The following is a 21892-nucleotide window of genomic DNA, read 5'->3' as shown; positions in this document are numbered from 1 at the left end:
ACCCGCCGGAACCGCACGTTTCAACGCCTTCAGGAGACGCCCGCAGCCATGAACAGCCCACAGACCCCCCTGCGATGGCACGGAGAGCAGTACCCGGGCACCGCCCCGGCCGACATCTACCAGGCCCTGACCGATCTGGACCGGCCCTGCTTCGTCGTCAGCACCCCGCACGGTGTCGGCGCCGCGTCCGGCGGCCGGGTCTCGGCCGCCGGCAGCGCGACCGCCGGGGACGGACTGCCGCTGCTGGCCGGGGTGCCGGCGCTGCCGCCCGACCGGCTGGGTTCGCCCGCCTTCCGGGCCGCGCACGGAGTGCGGTACGCCTACATGGCCGGGGCCATGGCCGGCGGCATCGCCTCGGCCGAGCTGGTGATCGCCCTGGCCAGGGCGGGCTTCCTCGCCTCGTACGGCGCCGCGGGCCAGCTGCCGGAGTCGATCGGGAAGGCACTGGCCCGGTTCGCCGAGGAGATCCCCGGTCTGCCGTACGCCGTCAACCTCATTCACAGCCCCAGCGAGGAGGCCCTGGAACGGCAGGCCGTCGAGCTGTTCCTGCGGTACGGGGTGCGCTGCGTGGAGGCCTCGGCCTTCATGGGGCTGACCCCGCACGTGGTCCGCTACCGGCTCAGCGGGCTGACCACCGACGCCCAGGGGCTGCCGGTGGCCGGGCACCGGCTGGTGGCGAAGGTGTCGAGGACCGAGATCGCCGAGCGCTTCATGCGCCCGGCGCCCGCCGAGATGGTCAGCGCGCTGCTCGACCAGGCGCTGATCACCGCGGAACAGGCCGATCTGGCCAAGTACCTGCCGATGGCCGACGACATCACGGTCGAGGCCGACTCCGGCGGCCACACCGACCGCCGGCCGCTGGTCGCGCTGCTGCCCAGCGTGCTCAAGCTGGCCAGGACCGTGCAGAACGAGCACCGCTACCGGGAGCCGGTCCGGGTCGGCGTGGCCGGCGGGCTCGGCACCCCGGTCGCGGTGGCCGCCGCCTTCGCCATGGGCGCGGCCTATGTGGTGACCGGTTCGGTCAACCAGTCGTGCGTGGAGTCGGGGACGTCCAAGGCGACCCGGGCGATGCTGGCCGAGGCCGGCATCGCGGACTGCGAAATGGCGCCCGCGGCCGACATGTTCGAGATGGGCGTCGAACTCCAGGTGCTCAAGAAGGGCACCTTCTTCCCGATGCGCGCCAAGCGGCTCTACGAGCTGTACCAGGCGTACCCGGGCCTGGAGGCGCTGCCGGACGCCGACCGCGAGCGGCTGGAGCAGCAGATCTTCCGCCGCCCGCTGGACCAGGTGTGGGCGGACTGCGTGGAGTACTTCGAGCGCCGCGACCCCGAGCAGCTGGCCCGCGCGGCCGACAACCCCAAGCGGCGGATGGCGCTGGTCTTCCGCTGGTACCTCGGGATGTCCTCGCGCTGGGCGGTGACCGGCGAACAGGACCGGGCGCTGGACTACCAGATCTGGTGCGGCCCGGCGATGGGCAGCTTCAACGACTGGGTGACCGCCAGCTATCTGAAGGCCGCGGGCAACCGCAGGGTCGCCGAGGTCGCCCACCATCTGATGACCGGGGCCGCCTTCCACACCCGGCTGGCCGAACTGACCACGGCCGGGGTACGGGTGCCCGCCGCGGCCGGCGACTACCGCCCGGTGCCGCTCGAGGTCCCGCAGGCCGGCGCGGTCGAGGGGGTGCGGTGAGCGCCGCGGCGGCCGAGGCGCTCGAACACGTGCTGGGCGACCCCTGGGACCCGGCCAACCCCAGCGGCTTCGCCGCGGCCGTGGCCCGCGACGAGCGCGACGAGTACCCGCTGGCGCTGGCCGCGACGCTGCGCGCCACCGGCTTCCACCTCAACTACCTTCCGCAGCGGCTCGGCGGCCGGTTCACCTCCTTCGCGGACAGCCTGACCCTGGTCAGAACCGCCGCCCGGCGCGATCTGAACGTCATGCCCGCCACGATGTTCAGCATCACCGCCGCCACCTGTCTGCTGCTGCACGGCTCGGACGAGCAGCAGCGCGCGGCCGCCCGGCTGCTGAGGGACGGCGGGGCCGTCGCCTTCGCGCTCTCCGAGGCCGACCACGGCAGCGATCTGCTCGCCAACGAGACCCGGCTGACCCCGCGTCCGGACGGCGGCTGGACGCTCACCGGCCGCAAGTGGATGGTCGGGCTCGGACAGCGCTGCGAGAAGGCGTACATCGTCGCCAGGACCGGGGAACGCGGCCCCGGCGCCTTCTCGGCCGTCCTGCTCGACCTGCCCGAGCAGGGCGCCGGGACCGGCCTCGACCGGGGCCCGGCCGTCCGTACCTCCGGGATGCGCGGAATCGACTTCGCCCACCTGGACTTCGACCGCTTCCCCGTTCCCGCGCGGGCGCTGGTCGGCCATGAGGGGCAGGCCCTGGAGGCGGCCGTACGGGCGCAGCAGGTGGTCCGTGTGATGAGCACGGCCGGCAGCCTCGGCTGCGCGGACACCGCGTTGCGGCTCGCCCTGGACTTCGCCGGGAGCCGGACGGTGGGCCGCACCCCGCTGTCCCGCGCCCACCAGCCGCGCCTGGAACTCGCGGCGGCCTCGGCGGCGATGCTCGCGGCGGACGTCACCGCGCTGGCCGCCGCGCGCGGACTGCATGTGCTGCCCGAGGTGTTCAGCGTGTGGGGGAGCGCGGCCAAGCACGTGGTGGCCGAGTCCGCGGAACGGCTGATCGCCGGGTGCGGAAGCGTCCTGGCCACCCGGTCGGTGCTGCGCGGCGAGGGTCCGGGCGGCGGGTTGTTCCAGAAGCTCCAGCGGGACGCGGGCCTGGTCCGCGTGGTGGACAGCAGCACGGTGGCCAATCTGCGGTCGTTCGCCGGACAGCTCCCGGCGCTGGCCGCGGCCGTACGGGAGCCGGCCGCCGCGGCCGTGGGGGAGCCCGCCGCCCCCGACCCCGACGGCACGCTGCGCGCGGTCTTCGACCTCGGCCGGCCGCTGCCCCCGTACGAGCCCTCCCGGCTCGACCTGACCGCGCGCGGCCGGGACCCGGTGACCGTCGGGGCGGTGGCCCTGGCCACCGCGCTGGCGGCGGGGGAGGGCGAGGACACCGAGCTGACCGCGCTCGCGGCCCGCCTGGCCGACGCGCTGACCTCGCTCGCCGCGGAACCGGCGCTGGCCCCCGACGCCGGCCGCCGCCTCGCCGAGGGCCGGGTCGAGCTGGCCGAGCGGTTCTCCTGGCTGCACGCCGCCTCCTGCTGCCTGCTGCTGTGGTGGGCCAACCCCGAACTCCCGCTGTACGGCGGCAAACCCGGCGGCACCGCGTGGCTGCGCGCCTGCCTGGCGTATCTGCTGGCCCGGGCCGACGGCACGGAGCCCAAGCGCGAGGGCGACGCGTTGTGGCCCGCTCTCGACGCCGTCGAGGAGCTGTACGCGAGCCGCCGGCTCTTCTCCGCCGTACCCGTCCGACTGGCCGACCGCGGCGGCGCGGACCCGTACGCCACCGGTCCCGCCGCGCTCCCCGACGTCTCCGCCGCAGAAGGGACGACCCGTGCCCAAAGCTGATCTGACGGAACTGGCCGACCGGCTCGAACGCCACCTCGGCGACCCGCACGACCCGGACAGCCGGATGCCGTTCCACCGCATCCTGGAGGCCGACGAACGCGAGGAGTACCCGTACCCCTTCGTGAACCTGCTCCAGCGCTGGGGGCTGCCCGAGTACGGCATGCCCCGGGAACAGGGCGGGCTCGCGGGCGACGTCGAGACCGGCTTCAACCTGCTGCGGCTGGTCGCCCGGCGCGACCCCACCACGGCGACCGCCCTGATCATCACCAACCTCAGCTTCATGCCCGCCTGGATCGCGGGCACCGACGCGCGCAAGCGGGAGCTGGTGACGGCGATGCGGCAGGGCGCCCGCTACGCCTGGGGCCTGTCCGAGCGGCAGCACGGCAGCGACCTGCTCAACAACGAGACGGCCGCGGTCAAGACCGACGGCGGCTATCTGCTCAGCGGCGAGAAGTGGCTGATCGGCAACGCCCGGGTGGCCGACGGCCTGACCGTGCTCGCCCGCACCGACCCCAAGGGCGGCCCGGCCGGCTACTCGGTCTTCCTCGTCGACAAGCGCGCCACCCCGGCGGGCACGGTGGACGAACTGCCCGACGAGCGGCTGCACGGCCTGCGCGCGCTGGACATGAGCGGCTTCCGCCTCGACCGGGTCTTCGTCCCGGACTCGGCGCTGCTCGGCAAGGCGGGCCAGGGCCTGGAGATCGCGCTCAAGAGCTCCCAGGTGGCCCGGGTGCTGATCAACTCCATCGCCCTGTCGGCCACCGACACCGCGCTGCGGGTCACCCTCGACTTCACCGAACGCCGGACGATCTTCGGCAAGGCGGTCAGCGACATCCCGTACTCCCGGCGGCAGATCACCGAGTGCTTCGCCGACCTGATGCTCTGCGACGCGATGTGCCTGGGCGCGGTACGGGCCCTCCAGGTGGTGCCCGAGCAGTCGGGCGTGTGGTCGGCGGCGGTGAAGTACCTGGTGCCGACCGTGCTGGAGCGGACCATGTCCCAGCTCAACGTGGTGCTGGGGGCCCGCTTCTATCTGCGCGGCCACCCGCACTACGGCATCCACCAGAAGATGCTGCGCGACCTGCCGGTGGCCAACTTCGCCGACGGCAACACCGTGGTCAACCTCAAGTCGCTCGCCTCCCAGCTCGTCGGCCTGCTCGGCACGGCGACCCAGGCGGGGCCCGAGCCGCGCGAGGAGGCGGCCGAACGCGCGGCCGTGCTGTACGGCATCGACCGGGAGCTGCCGCGCTTCGAGCCGTGGCGCCAGGAGCTGTTCAGCCGCGGCGGCATGGACGACGCGCTGCTCGCCGCCCCCGCCTCCCTGCGGCGGCTGCGCGAACTGGCCGGGCGGGCCAAGGAGGACGAGCGCGAGTGGCTGCTGCGCGCGGCGAACGCCGCCGAGCGCCTGCTGAACGGCGCCGCCGAACTGCACGACCGGGTGACCGCGCTGCGCGCCCGGCTGGGCCGCGGCTACGGGCAGTCGGCCGAGGTGTTCGACCTCGCCAAGGAGTACACGGTGCTGCACGCCACCGCGGCCTGCCTGCACACCTTCACCCACTCCTACGACGCCATGGCCGACCCGCTGCCCAGCGGCGCGCTGCTGCTGCTCCAGTTCGAGCGGCTGCACCGCATGAGCCGGCCGTTCGAGCAGATCACCGACGAGGCCGTGATCGACGACGCGATGCGGGTGCTGCGGCATCTGCACCGGGAGGACCGCCTCTTCTCGTACTGGCAGTTCCCGCTGGCGGCCCGCGGCGACCTTCCGGCGGCCGCGCTGTGAGCGCCGCCGCGGGTACGGGGGCCGGTACGGGGATCCACCCGGGGCCGCCGCCCGTACGGCCGCCCGCCGAAGCCGAAGCCGAAGCCGAAGCCGAAGCCGACACCGACACCGACGTACGCCTTCGCGCCGACACCGACGCCGTGGATCTGTGGCTGCTGCCCGAGGACGCGGTCGACTACTTCAGCGACCGGCTCGGCGGCCCGGAGCTGCTCACCCCCGAGGAACGCGCGCGCATGCACCGGATGCGCGTGCCCGCCGCCCGCCGCCGCTTCCTCGGCGCGCGGCTGCTGTCGCGGCACGCGCTGAGCGCCCGTACCGGACTTCCGCCGGGCCGCTGGCGGTTCGCCGCCGGCCCCGACGGCCGCCCGGAGCCCGAACCCGCGCCCGGCGGCGTACGGTTCAACCTCTCGCACACCGACGGGCTGGTCGCCTGCGTGGTGACCCGGCAGCGGGACTGCGGCGTGGACGTCGAGCGCACCCCCGCCCGCACCGCCGCCGCGGCCCGGCTGCCGCACTACTTCGCCCCCGCGGAACAGGCCGCCGTCGAGGCCGCGCCGCCTGGCCGGCGGGCCGAACGGGTCGCCGCCTACTGGGTGTTGAAGGAGGCGTACGTCAAGGCCCTGGGAACGGGCCTGCGCCGGGCGCCGGAGAGCTTCGCCTTCTCCCCGCCGCACCGGACGCCGATCGAGGTCACCGATCCGCAGGCGCCGCCCGACGCGCGCTGGCGGTTCGTCCTGCTGCGCCCGACGCCCGGCCATGTGCTCGCGGTCGCGGTCGGCGGCGTCACCGAAGGCCCCCTGCACCTGACCGTCCACCCCTTCTGCGCGCCACCGGCCGCCGCCGCACTTCCCCTTGCCCGCAGTCACGTCCGGTCCGCCAGGGCCGCTCACCACTCCAGGGACCGTCATGTCTGACAGCGCGAACACCCCCTCCGCCCGGCCCACCGTCGCCGTCGTCGGCGCGGGCGCGGCCGGCCTGTCCGCCGCCTACCACCTGCGCGAGCACGCCGACATCACCCTCTTCGACCGCGACCGGCGGGCCGGCGGCCACGCCCACACCATCGAGGTCGAGGAGGACGGCAGAACACTGGGCATCGACACCGCCTTCGTCGTCTTCAACCGGCCCAGCTACCCGGTGATGAGCCGGGTCTTCGACGAGCTGGGCGTGGGGACCGTCCGCCACCTGGGCGGCTTCACCTTCTTCGACCAGGACAGCGGACTGGAGTTCGGCACGGCCGAGATGGCACTGCCGGACGAGGAGGCCGCCGCGACCCTCCCGCCCCAGCTCCTGGCGATCCGCGAGGAGGCCCGGCGCTTCCACACCCGCGGCCGCCACGACTTCTTCCGCAAGCGGACCGACATGCCGCTGGGCCAGTACCTCGACGAGGGCGGCTACAGCGAGGAGTTCAAGTACGGCTACGTCATCCTGCTGTGCACGGCCGTCTGGTCGGTGCCGGCCGAGCTGATCTGGGAAATGCCCGCGACGACCGTCATCGCGTTCTTCATGGCCCACGATGAGGGCGGCCTCGGCGGACAGCGCGTGGACTGGCGTACGGTCGAGGGCGGTTCGATCTCCTACGTCCGCAAGCTGCTCGCCGCCGTCGACCCCAAGCTGCGGCTGGGCGAGGCGGTCACCGGGATCAGGCAGGAGCCGGACGGCGTGGTAGTCGCCACGCCCGGGGGAGCCGAGCGCTACGACCATGTGATCCTCGCCGTCCACGGCGACCAGGCCCGCGACCTGCTGGACAACCCCAGCCCCGTGCAGCGCGAGACGCTCAGCCGGGTCCGCTACAACTTCTCGACGGCCGTACTGCACACCGACACCGCGGTCATGCCCGCCGACCGGGTCCGCTGGGAGAACTGGAACTACGGCAAGGTCCAGGTCGGCGGCGAAGTGCGCCCGTATGTCGCCTACTACATGAACCGGCTGCACCAACTGTCCTCGCACAAGGACTACTTCGTGACCGTCGACTACCCCAGGGAGCTGCGCGAGGAGACGGTGATCCGCGAACTGCGCTACGCCCACCCGGTGATCGACATGGACCTGCGCCGCCTGCAGAAGGACATCTACGCGGTCAACGACGGCTCCCGGCTGAAGCTGTGCGGCTCGTACTTCCACTCCAAGCAGCTCCACCACGACCAGATCGGCTCGCACGAGGCGGCGTTCGCGTCCGGCATGGAGGCCGCGGCGGGGATCGTCGCGGACCTGCGGAAGGCGGAGCCGCCGACCGCGTGAGGCCCCGCCGCACGAGGTTCAACTCCCGTCCGCCTCCTGGTGGCCGTGGTGGTGGTCATGGCCGTCATGGTGGTGGTCATGATCGTGGTCGTGGTCGTGAGGATGGTCGTCGGGAGCGCCGTTGCGCAGTGCGGAACGGTGCTCCTGGGCCATCCGGCGCAGTGCCATCAGCGCCGGTTCGAGCAGTACGGTCAGCAGGATCGCCCGCTCGGCCAGCTCCAGCGGGTGGTCGGCCACGTCCATCTGGTCGAGGTCGATGTCCGCGGTCTGCTCGGCCAGCCGGCCGTACGGGAGCAGGGTCCGCGCGCTGATGTCCAGGCCGAGCTGCTGAAGGCTCTCCAGCGTTCTGGCCAGGGTGTCGGGCGAGCTGGATGCCGGGTGGATCCGCCAGCCCAGCGCCTCGACGAGTGCGTCCACCTCGTGGAGGTTGGCCGGGGGCGCGGGCGGGGCGTCCTTGCGTCCGCTGACGTCCAGCGCGCCCAGCACCAGCCCCAGCGTGAGGTGGATGTCCGTGCCGTCGGCCGGCAGCGACCGCAGGATCGCCGCCGTGGTCTGCACCGACAGCCCCCGTACCGAGATCAGCGCGCGGACCAGCCGCAGCCGGCGCAGATGGTCCTCGTCGTACTCGGCCTGGGTGGCGGCGATCGCGCGGCCGGGCGGGAGCAGTCCCTCCCGCAGGTAGTACTTGATCGTCGCGACAGCCACACCGCTGCGGCGGCTCAATTCCGACATGCGCATCGCGTTTCGACTTTCTTCCCGGTGGAGCTGGTGCTCGGAGAGTTCCACTGTCTAACATGGATAGTGAGACTCCCCAAGAAGCGGGGCCGACTATTCGCGTCCCGCATCCGTACCGCTTCGCTCCGTGACCGTCCACAAGGCGGTTTGTCCGTTTGAGGCGTCACGCGTGGATCCCGCGTCCGGCGCCGGCTCCAAGGAAGGCCCGACATCCCGTGCCCACTCTCGCCTGGATCACCCCGAACCCGCCCCGCCCGCAGACCGAGGCGCTGGTCATGGCGTCCCGGCTGGAAGTCGCCAGGCTCAAGGACGTGCCGCGGTTCTTCGTGAAGTCCCTCGCCGCGTGGAAGCAGGTGGGCAAGGCCCCGGGCGCCGTGGGGGCCTCGCTCGTCGCCGAGCCGCTCAAACGGACGTTCTGGACCCTGTCGGCCTGGGAGTCGCGCGAGGCGCTGTACGACTACGTGGCGGCCGAGCCGCACCACACGATCATGACCGGCCAGCGCGCGGTCATGCGGGACTCCACCTTCGTCTTCTGGAACGTGCCGACCGAGCAGCTGCCGGTCTCCTGGGAAGAGGCCCGCAGGCGCCTGGCCGAGCAGGACGAGAAGAAAACCCGCCAGGGCGCGGCCGGGCAGTAGCCCCCGGCCGCCCGCCGACGGCCACCACCCACCGGCCGTCGACCGAAAAGAAACCACCGGAACTTGATCGAGGGAGACCCCACCCATGTCAGCACCGGACGCATCGACCACGGCCGGGAACGCCGTGCCGGCGCCGCCCCCGGCGGGGAGCGGGAAACGGGTGCCGCTGTGGCTCGCCATCGTGGCGTGCAGTCTTCCGATGTTCATGGTGGCCCTGGACAACCTGGTCGTCTCCACCGCGCTGCGCACCCTCGCGGTCGACCTCGACGCCTCCACCCAGCAGTTGCAGTGGTTCGTCAACGCCTATGTGCTCAGCTTCGCCTGCCTGCTGCTGACCGGCGCCGCGCTCGGTGACCGCTTCGGCCGCCGCAAGGTGTTCGCGCTCGGCCTCGCCCTGTTCACCCTCGCCTCGCTCGGCTGCGGGCTGTCCGACACCAGCACCCAGCTGATCGTGGCCCGGGTGATCCAGGGCTTCGGCGCCGCCGCCGTCATGCCGCTGTCGCTCACCCTGCTCTCCCAGGCCGTGCCGAGCCGGATGCGCGGGCTGGCGCTCGGTCTGTGGTCGGCCGTCAGCGGCATGGCGATCGCCTGCGGCCCGGTGGTGGGCGGCGCCGTCGTCGACGGCCTGGCCTGGCAGTGGATCTTCTGGGTGAACATCCCGGTCGGCCTGGTCGCGATCCCGCTGATCTTCTTCGCGCTCGACGAGAGCCGGCTGCCCGACAGCCCGCTCGACCTCACCGGCATGGTGCTCGCCGCCGTCGGCCTGTTCGCCGTCGTCTGGGGCATCGTGCACGGCGAGACCGACGGCTGGTCGTCGGCCAAGGTGCTCGGCGCCTTCGTCCTGGGCGCCGCGCTGCTCACCGCCTTCGTACGGTGGGAGGGCCGCACCGCGCATCCGCTGCTGCCGCTGTCGTTCTACCGGGTGCGCTCCTTCGTACTGAGCAACATCGTCTCGGCCACCATGTACTTCGGCGTCTTCGGCTCGATCTTCCTGCTCTCGCAGTACCTCCAGATCGCGCCGCCGCGCACCCCGCTGCACGCCGGTGTGCTCACCCTGACCTGGACCCTGGTGCCGATGTTCGTCGCCCCGGCCGCCGGGGTGCTCACCGACAAGGTCGGCGGCGGGCGGCTGATGGCCCTGGGCCTGCTGCTCCAGGCGGCCGGCCTGTCCTGGATCAACCTCGTCGCCACCAGTGACACCCCCTACTCCCACCTGGCAGGACCGATGATCCTGGCCGGCGCGGGCATGGGGCTGGTCTTCGCCCCGACCGCCGCGGTGGTGCTCGGGGCGGTCAGCAAGGAGCACGCGGGCAAGGCGTCCGGCGCCAACACCACCGTCCGCGAGATCGGCGGCGCGCTGGGCATCGCGGTCCTCAGCAGCGTCTTCACCGCCTACGGCGACGACCGCGGCGCCGAGCACTTCGTGAACGGTATGCACCCCGCCATCTGGGTGGGCGTGGGCGTCGTGCTGGTGGGCGCGGTCGCCGGACTGGCGATCCCGCACCAGCGGCCCGGGACCCCACCGGAGGGCGAGACCGTGGCCGGGGATGACCTGAGCACCGTACAGCGGCCGGCGGAGAGCCGGACCCGGGCGGCCGCCGAGACCTGAGGGAGCCCCGGACACGTCAAGCCGTCTCTTTCCCAGCCGCGTCTGACCGGAGGGACCCCACGCGTCTCCTCGGCCGGCGAGCCGGCGCCACTGACTCCGTGAAGGTTGGCAGTATGAGGAAGACCGCTGATGAACGCCGCGCCGATGTCGTCAGGGCCGCGCTGAAGGAGTTCTCCCGCCGCGGCCTGCACGGCACCTCGACCGATGCCATAGCGCGCATGGTCGGAGTCTCCCAGCCCTATCTCTTCCGGCTCTACCAGAGCAAACGCGACATCTTCCTCGCGGCCGGCATGCACTGCTTCGAGCGCACCCACGAGGCGTTCGAGCTGGCCGCCATGGGACATGTCGGCGAGGACGCGCTCGACGCGATGCGGCTGGCCTACGAACGGCTCGCCGAGGACCGCGAACTCCTGCTGATGCAGATGCAGTTGTACGTGGCCGCCAGCTCCGACGAGGAGATAAGGCGGGTGGTCGTGGAGTGGTGGGGCGACCTGTGGACCCTGGTGGAGAAGCTGACCGGCATGCCGGAGAGCGTGGTCACCGAGTTCATGTCCTGGGGCACGCTCGCCAATGTCAAGGTCGCGCTGCACACGTACGAGGGGCACATGCCCGTCGGCGCGGCCCGCTCGCACGCGGCGAGGTGACGACCGCTGGGCGTGCGGGCCCCGCTAGGGGCGCTGGGGGTACCCCGGGCGGAGCCTGGTGGGGGTGCCCCCGGGCGGAGCCTGGGGGAGGAACTGCGCGACCGACCCACGCCGGGCCGTACCCGGCAAGCAGTCGAACCCCCGTGGCGGGTGGCCCCGTCAGGGGCGCTGGGGGTGCCCCCGGGCGGAGCCTGGGGGAGGAACTGCGCGATCAGCCGACGTGGGGCCGCGCCCGGCAAGCTACCGAACCCCTGCGGCGGGGTGGCCCGCGAGGCCGCCGGGGCGGGTGGGCCCCGTCAGGGGCGCTGGGGGTGCCCCCGGGCGGAGCCTGGTGGGGGTGCCCCCGGGCGGAGCCTGGGGGAGAAGTGCGCGACCGGCCCTGTGCCGGGCCGCGCCCGGCACACAACCGAACCCCCGCGGCGGGTGCCCGTCAGGGCGGGTCAGCGATTCTCGCCGTGGACGCCCGACGAACTCACCGTCGCGTGGACGCTGTCGGTCGGTACGAACCTGCGCAGCCGGGCCGGTCCCGCGGGTGGCTCCTCGGCCAGCTCCTTGATGTCCTTGAGCGCGTCCTCCTGGCCGGTCACCGGGGCCTTCGGGCGCTCCTCGCCCACCCCGGGGGCGCCGGAGGCCTCATCGCTCGGCGGCGTGAGCCCGTAGTGGACGTACAGCAGCTGCTCCTGGTCGAGGCCGAGGTGCTGCTCGGCGTGCATCCGCGGCGCGGACTCGACCAGCTCCAGGGTGAAGGCGATCCGCAGATTGCCGTCGGTGTCGTAGTGCGCGCCCGCCAGCGGGACGAACGCCGCCCCGGCGACGCGCGGCTCCTTGCGCACGGCCACCCACTCGGGGCGGCGGCTCCAGTCCTCGACGTACACCTCGGCCACACCGCCGATCAGTCGCCCGTCGCGGTCATGGACGACCGCGTGCCTCAGCGCTTCCGGGTTGTGGAAGGTGTCCTCGTTCACGGGTGATCACTCCTCGGCCGACGATCGTGGTGACGCGTCCTTCGCCTGCCCGGGGGATCGCGGGGCAATCCTCGGGGGCCGGGCGGGTCCGGACGGGTTCACGGCCGGTTTCCGGCCGGGACATCACGGCCGGAACGTCACGCGGGGATCGCGGGCGACGGTGCCGCGGCGCCAGGGGGGTCGGCCGGCGCCGCGGCACCGCCGTCCCGCCGGGGGAGTGGGACCGGCGGGACGGGGTGGGCCTCAGGCCGCGCTGCAGCTGGGGGCAGGGAGCGCGGAGCCCGAACCCGGGTCCGTACCGAGGTAGCCGAAGACGGCGGTCGCCCCCGGGTCGAGAGTGCCGTTCCAGGACTCGGCCGTGGCCCGGACCGAGCCGCCGGTGGTGGCGAAGGACGCGTTCCACGACTGCGTGACGTCGGAGCCGGGCCGCAGCCGCCAGCCGACCTGCCAGTTCCGGATCGGCTTCGAGCCGGTGTTGTGCACGGTCACCTGCGCCAGATAGTTGCCCGACCAGCGGCTGAGCACCTGGAAGTCGGCCCGGCAGCCGCCGTCGTGGGTGAAGTCGCCGAGTTCGTCCAGGGTGATCACCTGGTCGTCGTTGTACACCCGCCGCAGGAAGCCGGCCGAGTTGCTGGTCCCGTCGGTGACGTAGTCCCCCGACCAGGTGACGAAGTACGACCAGTCGGCCTGGTAGGCGCGGGTCAGCTCCGGGTCGGGGACGCTGCCGACCTCGGCGAGCGCGGCGGGCTTGGTGTCGTTGCCGAGCGAGAGCAGCCGGTCGTAGGTCAGCGCGACCGGGCCGTGGTCGCCGGCCGCCGGGTACGAGTCCGCGCTGACGATGTCGACCACGTCGTCACCGGGGTACCAGGCCGGGTCCACCGAGTTCCACACCCAGATCAGATTGTGCAGGTGGTGGACGTTGGTGAGCCGGTCGTACATCAGCCGGTACAGCGCCTTGGCCGGGCCCGCGCCCTTGGCACCCCACCAGAACCAGCCGCCCTCGGCCTCGTGCAGCGGCCGCCACAGCACGGGCACGCCCGCGTCCTGGAGCCGACCGAGCTGGACGGCGATGGCGTCGATGTCCCGCAGCAGCAGCTGGTAGTCGGCGGACGTGGGGTCGGCCAGCGCGGCCGCCACGTCGAAGGTGGTGGCGTCGGTGTAGAAGCCGCGCCACCACTCCTTGCCCGGCTGGTCGATCAGATCGGTCGGCGCGTTCCAGTGCCAGACGAGGCTGACGATGCCGCCGCGCGCGTTCCAGGCGAGCGCGTTCTCGATCTCCTGAGAGTTGGTGCCGCGCTCGACCCGGCTGGGCGAGTAGTCCATCAGGTCAAGGCCCTCGATCGCCGGGGCCCGGCCGGTGATGCCCTCCACGGCCTGTTCGCTGGCGCTGTCCTGCTGGCCGCTGAGCAGGTTCCGGCCGTACTGGGAGGTCAGATAGCTCATCAGGGAGCGGGCCTGCGGGGTCGCCCGCGGGTCGGTCAGCGCGCCCGTCACGGCGTGCGGCGCGCGCGGCGGTACGGGGGCGAGCGAGATCGAGTCGATCCCGTACCAGCCCCAGTCGCTCTGTACGGTCACGGTGTTGGCGCCGGCGGTCAGCAGCACTTTGCCCGCTTGCGCGTCGGCGAATCCGCTGTCGGTGCCGGGGAGGTCGACCTCGCCGATGCCGCTGCCGTTGACCAGCAGCGAGGCTTTCTTCTCGCCGAAGGGGGAGCGGTAGCGGACCGAGAGGGCGAAGAGGCCGCCGGGGCTGTTCGGCACGGAGATCGTGACGCTGTCCGCGCCGTCGTCGAAGCCCTCCACGTAGCCGGTGCCCTGGTAGCCGGGCTCGTCGGTGGCGACGACGACGCCGTGCAGCGTGCCGTCCTCGGCCTGGTAGACGGTGGCGCCGGAGGCCGGCGGTGGCGCGGTGTCGGCGTGCGCGCGGCCGGGGCCGGCGGCGACGACGGCCGACGCGAGAAGCGCGCCGGCGAGGAGAAGGTGTACGGCGTGAGCCGTACGGCGGGCGTGCGAGGCCAAGGCGCTCACTCCTAGCTCGGTGGGGCGAGGGGCCTGGGCGCGGGGGCGCGCCGTCGGCGTTGAACGGAATGGGAGCGCTCCCATGAAGCCAGACCCCCCACCCCCACGTCAATCCTCCCCACCACCCCGGCGCTGCCGGCCGGAGGCCGGGGGGCGGGCGGAGCTCCGCCCCGAGGGTCCGCGTGTGGCGCCGTGCCGACGCCCGCCTTGGCGCCGCGGCGGCGGATCGCGGAACGGCGCGGCCCGCCCCGGCGGTGGCCCTGCCCGGGCGGGCCGCGCCGTTCCCGGCCTCGGGGATGACCGGGAGCCGCCGGTGGGGGTCGGCGGGCACCTCTAGTCCGCCGCAGCGGTGGGACGCGGGATGGCGCAGCCCGGCGGTGCCGTGCGGGCCCGACCCGGTGGTCGGCCCGGCCGGAGGCCGGAGGCGCGGGTGGGGCTCTGCCCGAAGAGTTTGCGTGCCGGGTGGGGCTGCCGCACACCCTTGTCCGCCGCAGCGGCGGGAGGCGGGATGGCGCAGCCCGGCGGTGCCGTACGGGCCCGGCCCGGTGGTCGGCCCCGCCGGAGGCCGGAGGCGCGGGTGGGGCTCCGCCCGAAGAGTCTGCGTGCCGGGTGGGGTTGCCGCACACCCTTGTCCGCAGCGGTGGGACGCGGGATGGCGCAGCCCGGCGGTGCCGTGCGGGGCCGGCCCGGTAGTCGGCCCCGCCGGAGGCCGGAGGCGCGGGCCGGGGCTCCGCGCGAAGCGTTCGGCGTGCAGGGTGGGGTCGCCGCACACCTTGTCCGGTGCGGCGGTGGGAGGCGGGACGGTGTGGTTCGGCGGTGCCGTGCGGGGGCGGCCCCGGGTCGCAGGGTCCGCGCGCGGGTCGGCGCATCCCTTGCTCCGGCGGTGCCGTACCGGGCTGGCCCGGTGGTTGGCCCCGCCGGGGGCCGGTTGGTCCTCGGCCTCCGGGATGGCCGGAGGCCGAGGTTCGGGCGATGTCCCCAGGCCCGCGTGGGCGGCCGCGCACCCATGCCCGCCGCCGCGGCGGGACGTGGGACGGTGTGGTCCGGGGGTCGCAAGGGCCCGCCCGGTTGCCGCACACCCTGTCCGCCGGGGTGGCGGACCGGCCGTGATGCCCGCCCCGGAGGGGCTTAGCGCTCGGTGACGGTGATCGCGCCCGAGGGGCAGACCGTTGACGCCTCGCGGACGTCGGGGCGGATGGGCTCCGGCGGCTCGGGAGCGAGCAGGAGGACGATCCCGTCCTCGTCACGCTGGTCGAACACGCCCGGCGCCGTCAGCACGCACAGCCCCGACCCACAGCACTTCTCCTGATCGACATGGACTCGCATCTCGACCCTCCCTTGTCGTGGGCTCGTCACCAGGCGACGGGCAGCGCGTGCACGCCGTAGACGGCCATCTCGTGCCGGAAGCGGATCTCCTCGAACGGCACGTCGAGCCGCAGGTCCGGCAGCCGGCGCAGCAGCGTGGCGAGCGCGACCTGGAGCTCCACCCGGGCCAGCGGCTGCCCGAGGCACTGGTGGACGCCGAAGCCGAAGGCGACATGCCGGCGCGCGTCGCGCGAGACGTCGAGGTCGGCGCCGCCGGGAAACGCGTCCTCGTCCCAGTTGGCGGTGCCGAGCATGCACAGCACGCCCTCCCCGGCCCGTACGACGGTCCCGCCGATCGTGACGTCCTCGGTCGCCACCCGGGCGAGCCCGCTGTGCACGACGCTGAGGTAGCGCAGCAACTCCTCCACCGCGACGCGGAGTTGCTCGGTGTCGGCGTGCCGCAGACGGTCGAGCTGGTCGGGGCGGCCGAGCAGCGCGAGTACGGACAGCGCCGTCATATTGGCCGTGGTCTCGTGCCCCGCGACCAGCAACAGCCGTCCCATGGAGGCAATTTGATCGTCCGTCAGTTCGGTGTCGTGGGCGAGCCTGCTGAGGATGCCGTCGTCGGGCGCGGAACGCTTGGCGTGGGTCAGCCGCCCGAGGTAGTCGATGAGCCTGGCCTGCGCGGTCTCGACCTCCCCCGGGTCCGCGTCGGTGCGCAGCATCACCCGGCTGCACTCCTGGAAGAAGGCGTGCTCCTCGTAGGGCACGCCGAGCAGCAGGCAGATCACGATCGACGGCAGCGGGAGGGCGAAGTCGCCGACCAGGTCCGCCCGTTCACGCCCGTCGGTCATGCGGTCCAGCAACTCGTCCGCGACGCCCTGGACCTGAGGCCGTAACGCCTCGATCTTCTTCACCATGAAGTCGGCGGTCAGCATCCGCCGCAGCGTGGCGTGTTCGGGGTCGTCCATGCGGATGAACGTGGGCCGGTCGTTGGCCAGCACTTTGCGGCCGGCGCTGAGGAACGGGAAGCCGGGCCGGGCGGCGTCCGCGCTGAACCGCGCGTCGCGCAGCACCGCCCTGACGTCCTGGTGCCGGGTGATCAGCCACGCCGAGGAGTCGTCCCACAGGGAGACACGGCTCAAGGCGGGCTCGTCGCGGGCCTGTTGATAGGCGGGCGGCGGGGCGAAGGGGCAGGCACCGCGCGGCGCGGGGGCGGTGAGAGCGGTCTGCTGTCCGGTTGCGGCCATGGTGGGCTCTCTTTCCGGAGATACGGACGTTCCGGAGGTGCGGATGAGACGCACGAGGTCATTGCCGGATGCAGTAGATGCTCGGGGCAATTAACCTTCCGTCACGCTAGCTCGCCCTCCGTGGTGAGGGAAGGGGGCCTCGACCCGCGGGCGAAGACTGTCCCAAACTCGTCCCCGAGCCGAGCCGAGCCGAGCCGAGCCGCCGCCCGCCCCAAGCCCGCCGCTCACCCCGCCTCGCCCCAAGCCCGGCCGCCCACCCCACCCCACCCCGCCCCGCCCCAAGCCGCGCCCGCCCCCGCCGGCCCGAGCGGCCGGCGCACCCGTACCCCCCTCACGCCTCCTCCGACGGATACGGCACGAACGTCGTGCTGTTCTCGTCGATCGCCAGCGTCCGCCCCAGCGGCGGCACGGCCCGCTGCGGACAGTCCAGACGTTCGCAGATACGGCAGCCCATGCCGATCGGCGTCGCCGCGGCGGCGTTGCCCAGGTCGAGCCCGTCGGAGTACACCAGCCGGGACGCGTGCCGGATCTCGCAGCCGAGCCCGATGGCGAAGGTCTTGCCCGGCTCGCCCCAGCCGCCGCGGTGCCGGGTGACCGTACGGGCGGTCCACAGATAGCGCTGCCCGTCCGGCATGGCCGCCACCTGGACGTGGATACGGCCGGGCGCGGCGAACGCCTCGTAGACGTTCCACAGCGGGCAGGTGCCGCCGGCCCGCGAGAAGTGGAAGTCGGTGGCGGACTGCCGCTTGGACATGTTGCCCGCGCGGTCGACCCGGACGAAGGAGAACGGCACTCCGCGCAGCCGCGGCCGCTGAAGGGTGCTCAGCCGGTGGCAGACGGTCTCGTAGCCCATGCCGAAACGGTCGGTGAGCCGCCCGATGTCGTACCGCAGCTCCTCCGCGGCGGTGTGGAAGGTGCTGTAGGGCAGGATCAGCGCGGCAGCGAAGTAGTTGGCGACGCCGATCCGGGCCAGTGACCAGGTCGGCGAGCCCTCCTCGTAGTCCTGGGAGGCGGTCCGGGACAGCTCGTCGCCGTATTCGAGCAGGGCGAGCTGGGTGGCCATCCGGAACGCCTGCTGGCCCGGGCTCAGCCGGTTGGACAGGTGCAGCATCCGGGTGGCCGGGTCGTAGTGGTGCAGCCGGTCGGAGTCGGCGGCCACCCGTACGCCGTGCCGCTCGTCGAGGCGGACGGCCAGCGCCCGCAGCGCCTCGCCGCGGCGGAGCCCGATCCCGGCGGCCAGCTCCTCGGCGGCGGTGTCGGCGTCGTGCAGGTAGTTCTGCCGCCGGTAGAAGAACTCCCGGATCTCCTCGTGCGGGGAGCGCGGCCCGCCCGGGAGCCCGGTGCCGCGCTGCTCGTCGCTCTCCGCGAGCTGTTCGGTCAGCGCCAGATTGCGGCGGCCCAGGTCCAGCAGGACGGCCGCGACGGCGGGCAGCCGGGAGGCGAGGTCCGACAGATCGGACGGCGAGACCCGGGCGGCGGCGATCTCGTCGGCCAGCGCCTCGCGCAGATCGGCCAGCACCCGGCTGGTGTCGCGCTCGGAGAAGAAGCCCGCGTCCACGCCGAACACCTCGGTCAGCCGGAGCAGTACGGGCACGGTCAGCGGCCGCGAGTCGTGTTCCATCTGGTTGAGGTAGCTGGGCGAGATGGCCAGCATCCGGGCCAACTCGGCCTGGCTGAGCCGCCGTTCCTCGCGCAACCGGCGCAGCCGCCCGCCGGCGTACGTCTTGCCCGTCGCCTTACCCGCCGCCCGGCCCGCGCCGCCCGCCGCCCGGCCCGCGCCGCCCGCCGCCCGGCCCGCGGAGCCCACGGCCCTGCCCGCCCTGCCCGCTGTCCCGCTCACGCCGCACAGCCTAAGCCGGATCGGGCGGAACGGAAGCTTCGCAACCTTGGCGAATTGTCGCCGGAAGACTCGCAGAAGTTGGCAGACGGACACACTTGCTGGCACTCAGTGCCACTGTCACAGTCGTCGTGCGGCCCGCCGGAGCCCCGGCGGCCGGACCGGAGACCGGGCACGATTTCCGCCCTGACGTCGGACACCCCGGCATCTCCGGCCGGACAGCCCGTGGCCGTACCCCGCCTCACGCACCGGGAGCGGCACGGCGGGCCGCGCACCCACCGCAGCGTGAACCCCCTTCGCAGACTTCGCTGTCGGACATCCCGTCCGACAGCCCGCATCCGACACCGGGAGACGGTCATGACGCACACAGGGACCACAGCGGCCCAGGAGCTCGCCCGCCAGTGGGCGACGGACCCGCGCTGGAAGGGCACCGAGCGGACCTACACCGCCGAGGACGTCGTACGGCTGTCCGGGAGCGTCCGCGAGGAGCACACACTGGCCCGGCGCGGCGCCGAGCGGCTGTGGCGGCAGCTGCACGACCGGGAGTACGTGCACGCGCTCGGCGCGCTGACCGGCGGGCAGGCCGTGCAGATGGTCAGGGCCGGGCTCCAGGCGATCTACCTGTCCGGCTGGCAGGTCGCCGCCGACGCCAACCAGGCCGGGCAGACCTACCCCGACCAGAGCCTCTACCCGGTCAACTCCGTGCCCTCGGTGGTGCGCAGGATCAACAACGCGCTGCTGCGCGCCGACCAGATCGCCACCGCCGAGGGCGGCACCGACACCACCGACTGGCTGGCGCCGATCGTCGCCGACGCCGAGGCCGGGTTCGGCGGCCCGCTCAACGCCTTCGAGCTGACCAAGGCGATGATCGCGGCGGGCGCGGCCGGCATCCACTACGAGGACCAGCTCGCCTCCGAGAAGAAGTGCGGCCACCTCGGCGGCAAGGTCCTCGTCCCCACCTCCCAGCACGTCCGCACCCTCAACGCCGCCCGGCTGGCCGCCGACATCGCCGGTGTGCCGACCCTCGTGGTGGCCCGTACCGACGCGCTGGCCGCGACCCTGCTGACCAGCGACGTCGACGAGCGCGACGCCCCCTTCGTCACGGGGGAGCGTACGGCCGAGGGCTTCTTCCGGGTACGCGGCGGCATGGACCCGGTGATCGCCCGCGGACTGGCCTACGCCCCCTACGCGGACCTGCTGTGGGTGGAGACCGGCACCCCGGACCTGGCGCAGGCCCGGCAGTTCGCCGAGGCGATCCACGCGCGCTACCCCGACCAGATGCTCGCGTACAACTGCTCGCCGTCGTTCAACTGGAAGGCCGCCCTGGACGATGACCAGATCGCCAAGTTCCAGCGGGAGCTGGGCGCGATGGGCTACCGCTTCCAGTTCATCACCCTGGCGGGCTTCCACTCGCTCAACCACGGCATGTTCGAACTCGCCCGCGGCTACGCCGAGCACGGCATGACCGCCTATGTCGACCTCCAGGAACGGGAGTTCGCCGCCCAGGAGCAGGGCTTCACCGCCGTCAGGCACCAACGCGAGGTCGGCACCGGCTACTTCGACCTGGTCTCCACCGCCGTCAACCCCGACTCCTCCACCACCGCGCTGAGCGGGTCCACCGAGGAAGAGCAGTTCCACTGAACCGCCGCGCCCCCGGCGCCGGAGAGCCGACATCCCAGGAGATCCGTATGTCCTCCACAGAAACGACCAGCCGTGTCCGGGTGTCCGGGCCGCCCGGCGACCGCTTCGACGAGATCCTGACCCCCGCCGCGCTGGAGTTCATCGGCCGGCTCGACGCGGCCTTCGCCGCCCGGCGGCGGGAACTCCTCGCCGAACGCGGCCGCCGCGCGGCCCGCACCGCCTCCGGCGACCCGCTGGACTTCTCACGCGCCACCACCGCGCTGCGCGCCGACCCCGACTGGCGGGTGGCGCCGCCCGCGCCCGGACTGACCGACCGCCGGGTGGAGATCACCGGCCCGCCCGAGCGCAGGATGACGGTCAACGCCCTCAACTCCGGGGCCCGGGTGTGGATGGCCGACTTCGAGGACGCGACCTCGCCCACCTGGGAGAACGTCATCGGCGGCCAGCTCAGCCTGCTCGACGCCATCGAGCGCCGGATCGACTTCACCACCCCCGAGGGCAAGGAGTACCGGCTCGGCGACCGGCTCGCCACCGTCCTCGTACGCCCCCGTGGCTGGCATCTGACCGAGCGGCACCTCCAGGTCGACGGCCGCCCGGTGCCCGCCTCGCTGGTCGACTTCGGCCTGTACTTCTTCCACTGCGCCCAGCGGCAGATCGACGCCGGGTACGGCCCGTACTTCTACCTGCCCAAGCTGGAGAACCGCTACGAGGCCCGGCTGTGGAACGACGTCTTCGTGCTCGCCCAGGACCTGCTGGGCATCCCGCGCGGCACCGTCCGGGCCACCGTGCTGATCGAGACGATCACCGCCGCCTTCGAGATGGAGGAGATCCTCTACGAGCTGCGCGAGCACAGCGCCGGGCTCAACGCGGGCCGCTGGGACTATCTGTTCAGCCTGATCAAGAACTTCTCCCACCGCCCGGACTTCGTCCTGCCCGACCGGGCCGAGGTCACCATGACCGCGCCCTTCATGCGCGCCTACACCGAACTGCTCGTCCGCACCTGCCACCGGCGCGGCGCCCACGCGATCGGCGGCATGGCCGCGCACGTCCCCAGCCACGACACCGCCGCCAACGAGGCCGCGCTCGCCAAGGTCAGGGCCGACAAGGAACGCGAGGCCGCCGACGGCTTCGACGGCTCCTGGGTGGCCCACCCCGGCCTCGTCCCGGTCTGCCATGACGTCTTCGACGCCGTGCTCGGCGAACGGCCGCACCAGATCGCCCGCACCCGGGACGACGTGGCCGTGACCGCCGCCGACCTGCTGTCCGTACGGCGGACCGGCGGTGCCCCCACACCCGACGGCGTCCGGGCCGATGTCGCCGTCGCCCTGCGGTACTTCGACGCCTGGCTGCGCGGTCAGGGGGCCGTGGCGCTGGGCGGGCTGATGGAGGACGCCGCCACCGCCGAGATCGCCCGGGTGCAGATCTGGCAGTGGCTGCGGCACGGCGCCGTCGACCGGGCCGGCGTGGTCGCGCTGCTCGACGAGGAGTGCGACGCGCTGGCCCGGGAGCGGCCGGACGCCCTGGTCGCGCAGGCCCGCGGCATCTTCGAACGCACCGCCCTCGCCAGGGAGTTGCCGGACTTCTTCACCACCGACGCCTACGCCTGTCATCTGGTGCGCCGCGTGGGGGAGTGAGCGCGGGGCCGGCCCCGGGGTGCGCTGGTGACCGGCCGCAGGGGGCACGTAGGTGCGTGCCCCCTGCGGCCGGCGGTCGTACGGGACC

Annotated in this window: 16 protein-coding genes; 10 read left to right on the top strand and 6 right to left on the bottom strand. The window is 73.3% G+C overall.

What is annotated here, in order from left to right:
* Positions 1-48: 48 nt before the first annotated feature.
* From OHA30_RS02810 to OHA30_RS02790, 5 genes are read left to right on the top strand one after another with little or no spacing between them, the layout of a single operon-like run.
* Entirely contained in the window at positions 49-1689 is a 1641-nt protein-coding gene (locus tag OHA30_RS02810) for a PfaD family polyunsaturated fatty acid/polyketide biosynthesis protein (protein WP_328912180.1), read from the top strand.
* Entirely contained in the window at positions 1686-3515 is a 1830-nt protein-coding gene (locus OHA30_RS02805) for an acyl-CoA dehydrogenase family protein (RefSeq protein ID WP_328912179.1), read from the top strand. The genes OHA30_RS02810 and OHA30_RS02805 overlap by 4 nt, the downstream gene beginning before the upstream one ends.
* Complete coding sequence (locus tag OHA30_RS02800; RefSeq protein WP_328912178.1) at positions 3502-5295, top strand: acyl-CoA dehydrogenase; 1794 nt, start codon at positions 3502-3504, stop codon at positions 5293-5295. Before OHA30_RS02805 ends, OHA30_RS02800 begins: the two co-directional genes overlap by 14 nt.
* The gene (locus tag OHA30_RS02795) at positions 5292-6209 is read left to right on the top strand and encodes a 4'-phosphopantetheinyl transferase family protein (RefSeq protein WP_328912177.1); all 918 of its coding nucleotides are present in this window, start codon (positions 5292-5294) and stop codon (positions 6207-6209) included. Before OHA30_RS02800 ends, OHA30_RS02795 begins: the two co-directional genes overlap by 4 nt.
* Positions 6202-7530, top strand: a complete 1329-nt coding sequence (locus OHA30_RS02790) for an NAD(P)/FAD-dependent oxidoreductase (RefSeq protein WP_328912176.1) — start codon at positions 6202-6204, stop codon at positions 7528-7530. Before OHA30_RS02795 ends, OHA30_RS02790 begins: the two co-directional genes overlap by 8 nt.
* An 18-nt stretch (positions 7531-7548) precedes the next feature.
* Here the strand turns inward: OHA30_RS02790 and OHA30_RS02785 are convergent, their stop codons facing one another.
* A complete protein-coding gene (locus OHA30_RS02785) occupies positions 7549-8268 on the bottom strand; it encodes a MerR family transcriptional regulator (protein ID WP_328912175.1) in 720 nt (239 codons plus the stop codon).
* 212 nt (positions 8269-8480) lie between these two features.
* Here OHA30_RS02785 and OHA30_RS02780 point away from each other — a divergent pair, with 212 nt between their 5' ends.
* The 3 genes from OHA30_RS02780 (at position 8481) to OHA30_RS02770 (ending at position 11156) form a co-directional block, all read left to right on the top strand.
* Positions 8481-8903 (top strand): DUF3291 domain-containing protein, encoded by a 423-nt coding sequence (locus tag OHA30_RS02780; RefSeq protein WP_328912174.1) that lies wholly within the window; start codon positions 8481-8483, stop codon positions 8901-8903.
* A gap of 85 nt (positions 8904-8988) precedes the next feature.
* A complete protein-coding gene (locus tag OHA30_RS02775) occupies positions 8989-10512 on the top strand; it encodes a DHA2 family efflux MFS transporter permease subunit (protein ID WP_328912173.1) in 1524 nt (507 codons plus the stop codon).
* Between the two features lie 113 nt (positions 10513-10625).
* Positions 10626-11156, top strand: coding sequence for a TetR/AcrR family transcriptional regulator (locus OHA30_RS02770; RefSeq protein ID WP_328912172.1), 531 nt, complete (start codon positions 10626-10628; stop codon positions 11154-11156).
* A gap of 440 nt (positions 11157-11596) precedes the next feature.
* On the opposite strand, the gene OHA30_RS02765 is transcribed toward OHA30_RS02770, so the two are convergent.
* From OHA30_RS02765 to OHA30_RS02745, 5 genes are all read right to left on the bottom strand, one after another.
* Positions 11597-12121 (bottom strand): hypothetical protein, encoded by a 525-nt coding sequence (locus OHA30_RS02765; RefSeq protein WP_328912171.1) that lies wholly within the window; start codon positions 12119-12121, stop codon positions 11597-11599.
* A 243-nt stretch (positions 12122-12364) separates the two neighbouring features.
* Positions 12365-14146, bottom strand: coding sequence for a glycosyl hydrolase (locus OHA30_RS02760; protein ID WP_328912170.1), 1782 nt, complete (start codon positions 14144-14146; stop codon positions 12365-12367).
* Positions 14147-15265: 1119 nt separating this feature from the next.
* A complete protein-coding gene (locus OHA30_RS02755; RefSeq protein WP_328912169.1) occupies positions 15266-15463 on the bottom strand; it encodes a ferredoxin in 198 nt (65 codons plus the stop codon).
* A 26-nt stretch (positions 15464-15489) separates the two neighbouring features.
* Positions 15490-16692, bottom strand: coding sequence for a cytochrome P450 (locus OHA30_RS02750; RefSeq protein WP_328912168.1), 1203 nt, complete (start codon positions 16690-16692; stop codon positions 15490-15492).
* Between the two features lie 331 nt (positions 16693-17023).
* Positions 17024-18397 (bottom strand): short-chain fatty acyl-CoA regulator family protein, encoded by a 1374-nt coding sequence (locus tag OHA30_RS02745; RefSeq protein WP_328917700.1) that lies wholly within the window; start codon positions 18395-18397, stop codon positions 17024-17026.
* Positions 18398-18886: 489 nt separating this feature from the next.
* Between OHA30_RS02745 and aceA the strand changes: the two genes are divergently transcribed.
* Together aceA and aceB are read left to right on the top strand one after the other, a co-directional pair.
* The gene (aceA, locus tag OHA30_RS02740; protein WP_328912167.1) at positions 18887-20170 is read left to right on the top strand and encodes an isocitrate lyase; all 1284 of its coding nucleotides are present in this window, start codon (positions 18887-18889) and stop codon (positions 20168-20170) included.
* A 47-nt stretch (positions 20171-20217) separates the two neighbouring features.
* The gene (gene aceB, locus OHA30_RS02735) at positions 20218-21804 is read left to right on the top strand and encodes a malate synthase A (RefSeq protein ID WP_328912166.1); all 1587 of its coding nucleotides are present in this window, start codon (positions 20218-20220) and stop codon (positions 21802-21804) included.
* The last annotated feature ends 88 nt before the right edge of the window (positions 21805-21892 follow it).

The organism is Streptomyces sp. NBC_00223 (assembly GCF_036199905.1).
Lineage (GTDB): Bacteria > Actinomycetota > Actinomycetes > Streptomycetales > Streptomycetaceae > Actinacidiphila.
This window is presented reverse-complemented; position numbering and strand designations above follow the sequence as displayed.

Bases quoted from the DNA above. Each gene is read 5' to 3' on its own strand.
- OHA30_RS02770 (WP_328912172.1), top strand. From the start codon at position 10,626: ATGAGGAAGACCGCTGATGAACGCCGCGCCGATGTCGTCAGGGCCGCG.
- OHA30_RS02755 (WP_328912169.1), bottom strand. From the start codon at position 15,463: ATGCGAGTCCATGTCGATCAGGAGAAGTGCTGTGGGTCGGGGCTGTGC.
- OHA30_RS02785 (WP_328912175.1), bottom strand. From the start codon at position 8,268: ATGCGCATGTCGGAATTGAGCCGCCGCAGCGGTGTGGCTGTCGCGACG.
- OHA30_RS02775 (WP_328912173.1), top strand. From the start codon at position 8,989: ATGTCAGCACCGGACGCATCGACCACGGCCGGGAACGCCGTGCCGGCG.
- OHA30_RS02790 (WP_328912176.1), top strand. From the start codon at position 6,202: ATGTCTGACAGCGCGAACACCCCCTCCGCCCGGCCCACCGTCGCCGTC.
- aceA (WP_328912167.1), top strand. From the start codon at position 18,887: ATGACGCACACAGGGACCACAGCGGCCCAGGAGCTCGCCCGCCAGTGG.
- OHA30_RS02810 (WP_328912180.1), top strand. From the start codon at position 49: ATGAACAGCCCACAGACCCCCCTGCGATGGCACGGAGAGCAGTACCCG.
- OHA30_RS02750 (WP_328912168.1), bottom strand. From the start codon at position 16,692: ATGGCCGCAACCGGACAGCAGACCGCTCTCACCGCCCCCGCGCCGCGC.
- aceB (WP_328912166.1), top strand. From the start codon at position 20,218: ATGTCCTCCACAGAAACGACCAGCCGTGTCCGGGTGTCCGGGCCGCCC.